The sequence below is a fragment of the Algoriphagus sp. genome (genome assembly GCF_046296635.1).
GTDB lineage: Bacteria > Bacteroidota > Bacteroidia > Cytophagales > Cyclobacteriaceae > Algoriphagus.
The window spans coordinates 126,194-139,265 of the sequence record NZ_JBKBKZ010000003.1 but is presented as its reverse complement, the minus strand read 5'-3'; the positions used below and the strand labels follow the sequence as shown (position 1 = coordinate 139,265).

Sequence of the window (13,072 nt, the reverse complement as noted above, 5' to 3'; positions counted from 1 at the left end):
TATGAGCGAAAATAAAAACGTACCGAAGTTGCGGTTTCCAGATTTTAGTGAAAGTTGGGTTGAAAAAACCCTTAGAGATCTACTTGAGTTCAAAAACGGGTACAATGCATCAAAGGAGAGCTATGGATCAGGTGAGAAATTCATAAACGTACTTGACATAATTCAAAATGTGACAATTACGCATGATAAAATCCTCGGCTCTGTTGAGCTTTCACTGTCAGAATTCGAAAAGTACAAGGTAGAATATGGAGACATTCTATTCCAGAGAAGTTCCGAAACTAGAGAAGAAGTCGGTCAGGCTAATGTCTATCTTGACAAGTCCAGACCTGCAACATTTGGCGGCTTCGTGATTCGAGGTAAAAAGGTTGGAGACTTCGAGCCACCATTTTTGAACTACCTCCTAAGAACCCCTCAGTCAAGGAACGAAATCACTTCAAAAAGTGGAGGCAGCACTAGGTACAACGTTGGCCAAGAAACACTCTCACAGGTTCCTGTCATTCTCCCCTCTCTCCCCGAGCAGCAAAAGATCTCTGAGTTTCTGACAGCCGTGGACCGGAGAATCGAGCTACTTCAGGCCAAAAAGGAAAAGCTGGAAGCGTACAAGAAGGGTGTGATGCAACAGATCTTTTCTCAGAAGCTCCGTTTCAAAGCCGATGACGGTTCCGACTTCCCGGATTGGGAGGAGAGGAAGTTGGGGGAAATATCTTCAAACATTGGATATGGGCTAAATTCTTCGGCAACAGATTACGATGGAAAGCACAAGTACATCCGAATTACTGACATAGATGAGAAAACAAATAAGTTTGTCCCATCTCCTCTCACGTCACCTGATCAAATCCCAAATCCGTCCTATCAAGTTTCAGAGGGGGATATTCTTTTTGCAAGAACGGGAGCAAGTGTCGGAAAGTCTTATATCTACCGGAAAGGGGATGGAGAATTGTATTTTGCAGGGTTCTTGATCCGGTTTTCGATTAGAAATGCAAACCCATATTTCGTTTTTCTGCAAACAAAACGTAGTGAATATCAAAAATGGGTTAAGATCATGTCCATGAGGTCAGGGCAACCCGGAATAAATGCGGAAGAGTACAAGTCTTTTGAATTCAAACTTCCCTCTCTTGCTGAGCAGCAGAAAATCGTCGAGTTTCTGACAAGCTTGGACCGAAGTATCGAGAACCTGAATCAACAGATCACCCACACGCAGACCTGGAAGAAAGGGCTGCTGCAAAAGATGTTTGTGTAAGGCATGAAGAGAAGGTACTACATTTTCTGCGACGAGTCTATTCAGTCGGGAGACACTACTCTAATTTCTACGGAGGGTGTATGGTCATCCTTATCGGCACTGGCTATTTATCCCGAAAAACCACGAGTACATAGCCAGCAGCAAAAAAGAAAAGCGCTCCAACTCATCCTAATTTCACTCCTACGTACAACGTAGGCCTTCGGATCAATCCAAGCGCTCACTGATACAAAACTGTAAATCTTGACTTAAAATTCAAACACCACTTAAACAAATCGAAATACCCTTATCACTTTCAGCATTTTATAAAGAACTATTGGGACAAACATATCCCGATCAATACGTTTTGTCTTGGGCAAAGTCTCCGTATTTTAGACTCAAAATTTAAGGTTGCTGAAATTGATGTTTGTATAAGAATGAACGCTCATTTTGGTATAAAAAAACTTAAATTCAAATATCCATTTTTTGCTTGAATGCCATGCGATACTTAAACAAATACCGGATCGAATCATACCGCAGGCCGAGCTGGGATTATTCAAATGATGGCCTCTATTTTATCACTTTAGTGACCCAAGGCCGAATTTGCAATTTGGGAAAAATTAATTCGGAAAATCAACCAATTCTATCAGATTTTGGAAAAATCGTTGAAACAGAATGGCTTCGATCCTTTGAAATCCGCCAGGAATTAATCTGCGATGAATACATCATCATGCCCAATCACCTTCACTCCATTATTATTCTCGATCAATCTGGATCGGGGAATCAATCAAAATTAAATGGGGAAATTGGATCAACGGAAATCGGATCAGTACAGACGCACGGCCTTGCGTCTCTGCTGCCATCGCCATCCCAATCCAAATCGCCACCCAAATCCGATTCGCCATCATCATCCGATCTGCAATCACAATCCCCACCAATACGATTACCCAAATCCATTTCATCATTTTTGGCGGGATTCAAATCTTCCGTAAACTCCAAAATCGATGATTTTATCGACCTACACAACCTAAAAACCCCCAAATACAATCGAAACAACCACTTTTTTCAACCCAATTACCACGATCATATCATACGAAATGAAGGGGAATATGCACGAATTAAAAATTACATCATCCAAAATCCAAAAAAATGGAATGATGATAAATTCAAAACCTAATCACAGGAATACCAACTTACACTTTTAGCTATAGTGTCTAAATCTCAGGAATTAACAGTACACGCTACCCGTAAGATCAGCGTCCCAGGGCGTGTCTTTTACTTTTAAAGGGAAGCAAACTTCAGGAGTTTAAACCTCCACAGTTTAAACGCTGTGTGTTTATTTGCCAAACTTTTAACCAACAGAGTTGCCTCTATTTGCTTCACATAAACTAAATCCACATCTTAGTATTCAACGAACCTGAGCTGCATCCCGTCAGATCTGCTCTGGGGTTTTTTTTATAAAATGCCGTGCGGCAAAACTCGATCAGGCTATGGACTTTGAAGTGTATTGTGATGAAAGTGGTCTGGAGGCATTAAACGACTCCAGACAACCACAGTTCTTCACTATCGGAGGTATTTGGATGCCCAAGGATTTTCGTCCTTATTTTAAAGACCGAATCAACCAGATCAAAAAATTTCATGGTGTAAATGGAGAAGTGAAGTGGAACAAAGTTTCACCTCGGTATTTGAAACTTTATCAAGATTTGATCGCGTACTTTTTTGAAACCCCTCAACTTAGATTCAGGGTCATCGTGGTGGATGCAAAGACAGTAAACGCAGACTACTTTCATGGAGACAGAGAGCTTGGATTCTACAAGTTCTACTACCAACTTCTTCACCACTGGATTTATGATTTCAACAACTACTTTATCTTCGTTGATCAAAAAGTTAACCGTGACAAAGGTAGGTTAAAAGACCTTCAGCAATGCTTGGACTTGTCAAATCTACTTACGGACATTCCTATTCTCCAAGCGTTACCTTCCTCAGATTCCCCCGGGATTCAACTTGCAGATGTTTTGACAGGCATGGTGCATGCGAAATTTAATAACTCTGTGAAGAGCTCTGCTAAAAAACAGCTTATACTCGAAACCGAAGAGACATTTTTGGGAAACCCCATACGGCACACCCCCAAAAGCGAAGAGAAGTTTAACGTGTTCAAGATCAATCTGCAGGGGGGCTGGTGATGGAGTACAAGAAAGTAAAGGCTCAACTGATATCTGTCGAAGAGTTTCGTGAAATCTGGAAAAATGAATACTGCTTGGGTCCAATACAAACCTTCGACAGTGTGATGGTTTCCTGCTATGAGGACATGTTTGACCATGTTTTCTTTGAAAGTAAGGATCGAATTAAGGGCGATAAGTCAATCTTGTCGCTAAACCGACTTGAAAAAATCCACTGGATCAAAGCAGCTCTTCAGGATCCAGATGCCATACTGAAATCGGGATGGGACAAATCCAACAAAAGCTATTTCGACAACCGAAGAATCAGTATTGTGAAGGGAAACTTTGTCGTGGTGATAAGGTTTACAGGGCTTTTGAAAGCCAAGCTGGTGACAGCTTATGAAAAAAGCGACATCAGTAACATCATGAGATCACCCGACTTCGACAAGAACAGCAAATACCTTAAAAAATAAAAAGACGTTGATTCGGGTTCAACGTCTAAGACCTTTGTAGATTCCAGACCAAGGGTAAAGAACACTGCAAGGATACAACCAAATTCCTGACCAAACAATTCCGCTCAAAAAAGAAATTGAGGAATCCACGTAAAAAAATGACTTCACAACCCGAACAGACACTTGAAAACAATTTAGTAGGCCAGCTCGAAAAGCTCGGGTTCAAAAGAGTTCTCATCAAAGGCGAGTCTGACCTACTTCAGAATCTCAAGTCTCAACTTGAAGTCCACAACAAAGTGACTTTGAGTCCAAACGACTTTACTCAGATCCTCAACTTTATCAACAAAGGCAACGTCTTCGAACGCGCCAAGATTCTGAGAGACCGAATTCCCTACACCAACGATCTGGGTGAGTTCAAGACCATCGAGCTGATCAATCAACTCCACTGGTGTCAGAACAAGTTTCAGGTCACACAGCAAGTGTCCATGGAGGGCAAGTACAAAAACCGCTACGATGTTACGCTCCTGATTAATGGTTTGCCTCTGGTCCAGATCGAACTCAAGCGAAGAGGACTAGAGCTGAAAGAAGCGTTTAAACAGACCGACCGCTACACGATTCACTCCTATGGCTCTGGCCAGGGGCTCTTTCAGTTCATCCAGATCTTTGTGATCAGCAACGGAGTAAACACCAAGTACTATGCTAACACATCTCTGAAAGACCGATCCTTCAAGCAAACGTTTTATTGGAGCGACACCAAAAACAAGCTGGTCACGCAGCTGTCAAACTTCACGGATATTTTTCTGGAGCCTTGCCACATCTCTAAGATGGTGACCAAGTACGTCGTGCTGAACGAATCACAAAAATCACTCATGGTGCTGCGCCCTTACCAGTTTTATGCGGTGGAGGCAATCATCGACCGAGTGAAGACCACTCCGAAATTCGGGTATATCTGGCACACAACAGGATCGGGCAAAACACTGACTTCATTCAAGACAGCTCAGATCCTGACAAATTTACCACAGGTTTACAAAGTCGTTTTTGTGGTAGATCGGAAGGACTTGGACTACCAAACTACCAAGGAATTCAACAGCTTCAGCAAAGGAAGCATTGACGGAACCAACAACACCCAGGCGCTAGTCAATCAATTGGCTGATGACACCAAGCTGATCGTCACCACCATTCAGAAACTGAACACGGCAATCAGCAAAGCCCGGCACATGACCAAGATGGAATCGCTGAAAGACAAACGGATCGTGTTCATCTTCGACGAGTGTCACAGAAGCCAGTTCGGAAAGACCCATGAGGAGATCAAAGGCTTCTTCCAAGGCTGTCAGATGTTCGGTTTTACAGGAACACCGATTTTCGAAGAGAACGCAGGCTCAAATTCTTATGGGAAGCGAACCACCACCATGCTTTTCGGTGACTGCCTCCACAAATATGTGATCACCGATGCGATTCGAGATGAGAATGTTTTGAAATTTTCGGTGGAGTATATCAGCACGTTCAAAAAGAAAGATCACATCATGGACATCAACGTGGAGGCCATAGACGAAGAAGAAGTCATGAGAGCCCCACAGCGATTGAACAACATCTCAGATTTTATCATCAACAATCATGGCAGGAAGTCTCACAACCGTGAGTTCACTTCAATCTTCTGCGTTTCAAGTGTTCCCACCCTGATTGACTACTACAATATCCTCCACAAGAAAAAACTGGCGGGAGAACACAACCTGACAGTAGCAACCATCTTCTCTTATGGCGCGAATGTGGACCTGATAGACAACGACGGCTTTGAGCAGGATTGGGAGGAGGGCGAATTCGGAATCGCAGCAGATAATCCGAGAGACGAATATAGAAACCCGAGCAAAAAGCATCCGAGGGAATTCCTGGACGAATTCATCGGTCACTACAACACCAAGTTTGCTACGAATTATTCTACCAAGGACAGCCAATCGTTCTACAACTACTACAACGACGTAGCCAATCGGGTCAAACACAGACAGGTTGACATCCTATTGGTCGTGAACATGTTTCTGACAGGCTTTGATTCCAAGCACTTGAACACGCTCTATGTGGACAAGAATCTGAAATATCACGGTTTGATTCAGGCCTTTTCCCGTACCAATCGAATTCTGAATGAGCTGAAATCACAAGGGAATATCGTGTGCTTTAGAAATCTGAAGCAAGCGACCGATGATGCGATCACACTTTTCTCCAACATCAACGCCAAGGATGAAATCATCATGCAGCCGTATGAAGACTACGTCCTGAAGTTCAACGAGGCATTCATCAAGCTCCTACAAATCGCTCCAACCGTAAACAGTGTGAACGACCTGCCAAGCGAGGTAGAGGAACTGGAATTTATCAAGGCTTTCCGTGAGCTGATGCGTATCAAAAACGTGCTTGGCACTTTTACCGAATTCACCTTTGAGGATGTGTCCATGCCTGAACAGTCTTTTGAGGACTACAAGAGCAAATACTTAGATCTTTACGACAAGGCGAAAGGTGACAACCAGAAAGAGAAAGTTTCGATCCTGGCAGATGTGGACTTTGAGCTGGAGCTGATCCACCGGGACGAGATCAATGTGAGCTACATCCTGAAGCTGTTGGCAAAACTGAAGGACGCACCGGAGGAAGAAAAAGAGAAGCAGCAGAAAGCCATCATTGACCTGATGGTTGGTGAGTCGCAGCTAAGAAGCAAACGTGAGTTGGTGGAGAAATTCATTCGTGAAAACCTGCCAAACATCGAAGACTCAGAACAGATTCAGGATGAGTTTGCAGAGTTCTGGACCAAAGAACGAATCGATGCAATCCGAAAGCTGAGCGAAGAAGAGGGCTTGGAGTCCGAGAGGCTGGAAGATGTCATCTCCCAATACATTTACACCGAGAAGGAACCACTCCGAGACGAGGTCGTTTCCATAATGAAAAACAAACCGGGTCTATCCAAACGAAGAACCACAGCCGAGCGAGTGATCGGAAAGATCATTGACTTCGTGGACACTTTTATCAGCGGGATTGCGGCGGCATAGTCCTAAAATTTGGTGGTTTTCACCATAAAAAAAGCCCAGCTAATAGTTAGCTGAGCTTTGTGACCTCGTCAGGATTCAAACCTGAAACCTCCTGAGCCGTAATCAGGTGCTCTATTCAATTGAGCTACGAAGCCATATTGGGTGTGCAAAGGTACCTTTATTTCTTTTTTTTCAAACCTCTTTCAATAAGAAAAAACAGTTTTTCTTACCGATACCTGACTAAACCTTAAGAATAATTAAGATAGCTAGGCAGGTAAATCCTTGGGGATTTTATATTTTTGCCCACATTCCTAATACTGATAAGAATCTTCTTTTGATGAAAAAATTATTTACTCTGTCGCTGGCACTTTTGTTTTTTCAATTTGCTCAAGCTCAGGAATCCGAGACTAAACCAAAATCTCCAATTGGTGGTCGACCAAATATCCCAAGTGATTTGAATATTGAGTTTGGCTTTAATCGATTGACCAACCGTCCCGCAGACATTGGTACTAATTTTATTGGTTCCCGAACTTTCAATGTCTCGTATCAGATTCCAATAAATCTATTTGGTGATAAGTCAGGATTTACTTTCAATCCGGGAATCGGCTTGGGATCTGACAAACTACAATTCACCAAAAAAGAGAATCTATTCATCAATCCTGTTTTAGGAGCCCAATCCTCCAAACTTGTAGATGTGACTGATGTCTATGGTAAAAATATTACCATCAATAAGAATAATTTCGCCGCAAATTATTTTGAGGTCCCCTTAGATATTCGATACCACATCAATAAAAACAACTACGGCAAAAGCTTCAGATTTAGTGTCGGGGGAAAAGTCGGTTTTCTTTATAATGCGCATTCTAAAGTCAGCTATGAATCCGAAGCTTTTGAAAAGCGCAAAGTGAAGGATGCACAAAATTATGGATTGGAAAAAATCAGGTATGCCGTTTCTGTGAAAGCCGGATCGCCAGGATTTTACGTTTGGGGTAATTTCTATCTCAACGATGTATGGCAAGCAGGAAGAGGGCCTTATGGCACCGAAGCGAGCCAAATCAATTTTGGACTTGCCGTCTCATTATTCTAATCATTATCTTCTTAAAACATCAACCCGGTCGATACCGGGTTTTTTTATGCCCAAATCCACATAAATCCAGCCCAACAAATTAAAAATCCAGCTCCCAGTCCGGCATATATTTCCATTGGTCTGTGAGCTTGAAGCAATAGTCGGGAAGAAGCAACAAAACCACAAAGTAGAAGCGCGCCCAAGAGAGGGTATAGCACTTCAAAATTGGGAAACTTACTTCCGAGCACTAAAACAACGGCAAGTAGTCCTCCCACTCCCGTCATGTGTGCTGACATTTTCCAAAAAAAACTAATCACTGTAAGCACTAGAACAGAGATACAAATGACTCCCATTGCTAGCCAAAGTATGGGATCGATATCTGTTTTTTGGTACAAAAACCAAGTAGTGAGCAGGAAATAAATTGAGGTAATGATAAAAGGCACTCGTCGATCACTTACTTCCGGCATATGGAGACTCTTTACAGTACCACTTAGTCTCAATCCTATGATGGTAATCATGGGAATCACCATGGTACACAAGACTATTAAAAAAAATATCCTTTCCTTAAACTCTTCTGGAATACTCGTCGCTTCGGGCACCCCGAAGAGTATCATTCCAAAAACTAAAGTAGGTATTAATAGTGGTTGGAAAACCACGGAAATCACTAAGGCAACCGATCTCACAATAGCTCTTTTCTTAGCCTTGCCACTGGAATTTGAAGCTGTTCACGATATTTAGCCACAGTTCTTCTTGCAATGTTGTAACCCAATTTATTTAGCATTTTCACAAGTTTGTCATCCGATAGCGGTCGTTTCTTATCCTCTCCGTCTACCATGGTCTGAAGGACTGATTTCACCTCTCGATTACTTACATCTTCTCCGCTGTCAGTTGCAATCCCCTCTGAGAAGAAGTATTTCAATGGATAAACACCAAACTCAGTTTGGATCGCCTTACTATTAGCAACACGGGAGACAGTGGAAATATCCATCCCGATTCGTTCAGCGATATCCTTTAATATCATTGGACGTAGATTTGTTTCGTCTCCGTCAATAAAAAATTCCTTTTGGTAAGTCAATATGGCCTCCATAGTGCGCAAAAGTGTATTTTGCCTTTGCTTAATCGCATCTATAAACCACTTGGCGGAATCTAATTTTTGCTTGACAAATGTCACAGTGTCTTTCAGTTTCTTATCCTTCTTATCACTCTTGTCATAGGCCTCAAACATTTCTGAATAAGATCTTGAAATGCGAAGCTCCGGTGCATTTCTTGAATTCAGACTGATTTCCATTTTTCCTCCCGTATTGCTCAGGATAAAATCCGGAATTATATATTGTGTGCGAACCAATCCATCGGAGGTGCCTCCTGGCTTAGGATTTAATCTTGTGATGAGATTAATAGAGTCCTTTATTTGTTCCTCATCGAGATCGAGCCGCTTTTGGATTTTGGAATAGTGCTTTTTGGTAAACTCCTCAAAACAATCCTGCAAGATCAACAGTGCCTGCATGACAATGGGATCATCCGGATGCTCTTTTCTCTCCAACTGAATAATTAAACATTCTTGTAGCGTTCTTGCAGCAATTCCCGCCGGATCGAAGTTTTGGATTTTCCTGAGGATCTCCTCCATCTCATCGATATCAGTCTCAATATTTTGGCTAAAAGCCAAGTCATTGATAATCGCCTCAAGATCCCGTCTGATATATCCGTCATTCTCAATACTTCCAATCAACTGCTGACCTATAATTTTTTGACGTTCATCAAGCTTAAGAAAATTAAGTTGGGTGATCAGCTGCTCATGAAGTGAAGCTTGGGATGAAATTGGGATTTCACGGTCATCTTCATCCGCATTATAATTGCCATCTCCCTGCATTTTGTATCCACTATACTCGTCATCGAGATAATCATCCAAATTTAATTCGTGATCATCCCTGCCTGTATCGTCATCATGAGAGTTTTCGAATTCATCTTCCTGAGTTTGTTCAGGCTCTTCATCCTTACCTTCTTCTAGTGCAGGATTGATTTCCAGCTCCTCTTCTATTCTCGTATCCAGTTCAGCAGTAGGGACTTGAAGCAGTTTTATAAACTGAATTTGCTGAGGAGAAAGCTTTTGAGAAAGTGACTGACTAAGATTAAGCTTTTGCATTTATATCTTTTAAAACCTGCGGGTTAGCGTATAAAAAAGCTTTTTCCTATGAAAATGCTTTGTGATCAAATTTAGGAAAAAGCACCAAATTTTTGATAAAAAGGTGATTTAATCGTTTTTTTGCATTCCACTAAAATAGGACCGGAAAACTATTTTTTCCGATAAAAAAATCTCCAATGGCATTCAACAAACGGGTCAAAATCAAGACCATCCTGGATCAAAATCCAATCGGGCAAGAAATCACGCTAATGGGTTGGGTTCGCACAAAAAGAAGCAATAAAAATGTTTCTTTCATTGCCCTCAATGATGGCTCTATTATCACCAATTATCAGGTAGTGGCTGACCCAAATGTGATTTCGGAAGAAATCCTGAAAAAATGCAGCACCGGAGCCTGTCTGAAAATTACAGGAACCGTGGTGGAATCTCAAGGAGCGGGTCAAACATCCGAACTTAATGCTAAAGTAATTGAAGTACTGGGCGAAGCTGATCCGGAGAAATATCCTTTGCAACCCAAAAAGCACTCACTCGAGTTTTTGAGGGAGATTGCACATTTGAGAATGCGTACCAACACCTTTGGGGCGGTATTCAGAGTGAGACATGCACTGGCATTTGCCGTGCATAAATACTTCAATGACAAAGGTTTTTTCTACATCCATACGCCAATCATTACGGCGTCGGATGCAGAAGGTGCTGGTGAGACTTTCAAGGTCACCACCTTTGACATTGGGAATCCTCCCAAGACTGCTGAAGGTGAAATCGACTTCAAAAAGGATTTCTTCGAGCGCGAAACCAATCTGACAGTTTCCGGTCAACTCGAAGGAGAATTAGCTGCAATGGCGCTTTCGGAGATTTATACCTTCGGTCCCACTTTCCGAGCAGAAAACTCCAATACCACTCGCCATTTGGCGGAGTTCTGGATGATCGAACCGGAAATGGCTTTTTATGATGCAGAAGACAATGCCGATTTGGCAGAGGATTTCCTGAAATACCTCATCAAATATGCATTAGAGAATTGTCAGGAAGATCTCAAGTTTTTGGAATCAAGGCTTCTGGAAGAAGAAAGCTCTAAACCTACCGATCAGCGAAGTGAATTGAACCTATTGGATAAACTCAAATTCGTGGTTGACAATGAATTTGTGAGAATCACCTACACTGAGGCAATCGATATCCTGAGAAATTCGAATCCGAACAAGAAAAAGAAATTTCAATACCTCATCGAGAGTTGGGGGGCTGACCTACAGTCCGAGCATGAGCGGTTCTTGGTAGAAAAGCACTTCAAAAAGCCAGTTATCCTAACGGACTATCCGAAGGAAATCAAGTCCTTCTACATGCGTCAAAACGAGGATGGTAAGACCGTCGCAGCCATGGATATTCTTTTCCCTGGCATAGGAGAGATCATCGGAGGATCTCAGCGAGAGGAACGACTGGATGTACTCACCGCCCGAATGGATGAGATGAACATTCCAAAAGAAGAAATGTGGTGGTTCCTAGACACTCGTAGATTTGGGTCTACGCCTCATGCTGGCTTTGGTCTTGGTTTTGAGCGGATGGTCCAATTCGTGACAGGTATGGGTAACATTCGAGATGTGATTGCCTTCCCAAGGACACCAGGGAACGCGGAATTCTAAAAATATCCTTACTGGGATCTTCTATTTATAAAAACACCCCCATAAAATTTATCGAATTTTGGGGGTGCTTTTTTTTGTAAATCGACTAATATTCCAGTGTTAAACCAAAACGATTATATAATTAATTCGTCTTGCCCACGCAAATGACCCCTTTCATCGGACATCGGTCATCGGACTTCCCAACCACATCAACTCACCACCTTCACCCTCCTTGCCAAAGGAATACAAAGAATACTGAAGAAGATAGCCAAATAGCCAACTATATGGAAGTTGGTCAGTTCCCCCGCCGCATTTTCCCCAATAATTAACCCTGCTGCCAATGAAGCCAATCCGGCTGCTAATTGCTGCACGGCAGAATTGAAACTCAGGAAACTCCCTCGATTTTCAGGTTTTGCAGTTCCTGTGATAATTGCCGCAGCTGGGACATAGCGTCCATTTGAAGTCACAAAAAACATCGTAGTGATCAACAACACATATGGAATTGGTGTCACTCCCAAATGCGTAATCACTCCAATCGGAATCAAATTGAGCAGCATGAAAATGGTGAAGATCTTCAATTTGCCATGTCTGTCTGACAATTTTCCAACCCAAGGAGAAGTGAAAATCGTGAATGCACCACCGGCGATGTAAACGTATGTCAACTCCATTTCGGTAAATCCCACATTGGCAACATTGTAAGGACTTAGGAAAGGAATGATCATAAATTGCCCAAACATCATCATTACAGAAAGCGAAATGGCACGCATTTGATTGACATTGCTGGTCACCCTAGAAATCACCTCCAATGGATGTGGGCGCTTGATTTCTTTGCCCAAATGATCACGAATCGGCGGAATGAATTTATAGATCATCCCAAAACTCAAGATGGCCAGTCCGGTTAAAATATAAAATGGAGTATGCCAAGTGGATAAACTAGCCAAAAACAAGCCGAGAGGAACTCCCATTACTGATGCAAAAGAAAAAGCTGCCATCACCAAACCCATTGCTCTACCTCTTCGCTCGTCAGGAATCACATCTCCAATTATCGCCAGAATCAAAGCCGAAGTCAGCCCCCCAAAAACGCCTGAAATAACGCGTGCGGCCAAAAGAATAGGATAACTTGGCGATAAAGCGCAGCCCAATGTGCCAATGGTAAATCCAACATATACCCACAACAAAATCTTTTTGCGATCAAAACGATCCAGGAAAAATGCCCCAAAGAAGCTGGAAATCCCAGCGCTGAAGGTGTAAGAAGACACCAACAAACTAAACTCGCTTGGCCCAATATCGAAGATTCTCATCAGCTGCGGCCCAAGCGGCATGAGAATCATGAAGTCTACAATGTGAATAAAATTGATTACTGCGAGCGTCCAAAGAATCGCTTTTTCCTTATGCATATCAAAAATGTATGGCTTGAAAACCGCCAA

At 42.4% G+C, this 13,072-nt stretch carries 10 protein-coding genes and 1 tRNA gene; 6 read left to right on the top strand and 5 right to left on the bottom strand.

The window, feature by feature from the left end; translation table 11 throughout:
- The first annotated feature begins 1 nt into the window (after position 1).
- On the top strand, positions 2-1,240 hold the full coding sequence (locus ACK4HU_RS04020) for a restriction endonuclease subunit S (RefSeq protein WP_409803558.1): 1,239 nt from the start codon (positions 2-4) through the stop codon (positions 1,238-1,240).
- A 731-nt stretch (positions 1,241-1,971) separates the two neighbouring features.
- Here ACK4HU_RS04020 and ACK4HU_RS04015 read toward each other — a convergent pair.
- Complete coding sequence (locus ACK4HU_RS04015; protein ID WP_409803557.1) at positions 1,972-2,181, bottom strand: hypothetical protein; 210 nt, start codon at positions 2,179-2,181, stop codon at positions 1,972-1,974.
- A gap of 525 nt (positions 2,182-2,706) precedes the next feature.
- On the opposite strand from ACK4HU_RS04015, the gene ACK4HU_RS04010 reads away from it, so the two are divergent.
- The 3 genes from ACK4HU_RS04010 to ACK4HU_RS04000 all read left to right on the top strand — a co-directional run bounded on the left by ACK4HU_RS04010 (position 2,707) and on the right by ACK4HU_RS04000 (position 6,856).
- Entirely contained in the window at positions 2,707-3,399 is a 693-nt protein-coding gene (locus tag ACK4HU_RS04010; RefSeq protein ID WP_409803556.1) for a DUF3800 domain-containing protein, read from the top strand.
- On the top strand, positions 3,396-3,848 hold the full coding sequence (locus ACK4HU_RS04005; RefSeq protein ID WP_409803555.1) for a hypothetical protein: 453 nt from the start codon (positions 3,396-3,398) through the stop codon (positions 3,846-3,848). Before ACK4HU_RS04010 ends, ACK4HU_RS04005 begins: the two co-directional genes overlap by 4 nt.
- Before the next feature lie 137 nt (positions 3,849-3,985).
- Entirely contained in the window at positions 3,986-6,856 is a 2,871-nt protein-coding gene (locus ACK4HU_RS04000; RefSeq protein WP_409803554.1) for a type I restriction endonuclease subunit R, read from the top strand.
- A 60-nt stretch (positions 6,857-6,916) separates the two neighbouring features.
- Here the strand turns inward: ACK4HU_RS04000 and ACK4HU_RS03995 are convergent.
- Positions 6,917-6,990 (bottom strand) — tRNA-Arg (locus ACK4HU_RS03995).
- A gap of 182 nt (positions 6,991-7,172) precedes the next feature.
- Between ACK4HU_RS03995 and ACK4HU_RS03990 the strand changes: the two genes are divergently transcribed.
- Positions 7,173-7,919, top strand: coding sequence for an outer membrane beta-barrel protein (locus ACK4HU_RS03990; protein ID WP_409803553.1), 747 nt, complete (start codon positions 7,173-7,175; stop codon positions 7,917-7,919).
- A 44-nt stretch (positions 7,920-7,963) separates the two neighbouring features.
- On the opposite strand, the gene ACK4HU_RS03985 is transcribed toward ACK4HU_RS03990, so the two are convergent.
- Together ACK4HU_RS03985 and rpoN are read right to left on the bottom strand one after the other, a co-directional pair.
- Positions 7,964-8,416, bottom strand: coding sequence for a PA-phosphatase (locus ACK4HU_RS03985; protein WP_409803552.1), 453 nt, complete (start codon positions 8,414-8,416; stop codon positions 7,964-7,966).
- A 161-nt stretch (positions 8,417-8,577) separates the two neighbouring features.
- Positions 8,578-10,038: an RNA polymerase factor sigma-54 gene (rpoN, locus tag ACK4HU_RS03980; protein WP_409803551.1), complete on the bottom strand. Its 1,461-nt coding sequence runs from the start codon at positions 10,036-10,038 to the stop codon at positions 8,578-8,580.
- A gap of 176 nt (positions 10,039-10,214) precedes the next feature.
- Here rpoN and asnS point away from each other — a divergent pair, with 176 nt between their 5' ends.
- Positions 10,215-11,666: an asparagine--tRNA ligase gene (asnS, locus tag ACK4HU_RS03975; RefSeq protein WP_409803550.1), complete on the top strand. Its 1,452-nt coding sequence runs from the start codon at positions 10,215-10,217 to the stop codon at positions 11,664-11,666.
- Between the two features lie 188 nt (positions 11,667-11,854).
- Here the strand turns inward: asnS and ACK4HU_RS03970 are convergent, their stop codons facing one another.
- Positions 11,855-13,042 carry an MFS transporter gene (locus ACK4HU_RS03970; RefSeq protein WP_409803549.1) on the bottom strand — a complete coding sequence of 396 codons (1,188 nt, stop codon included), beginning with the start codon at positions 13,040-13,042 and terminating at the stop codon, positions 11,855-11,857.
- Positions 13,043-13,072: the final 30 nt, after the last annotated feature.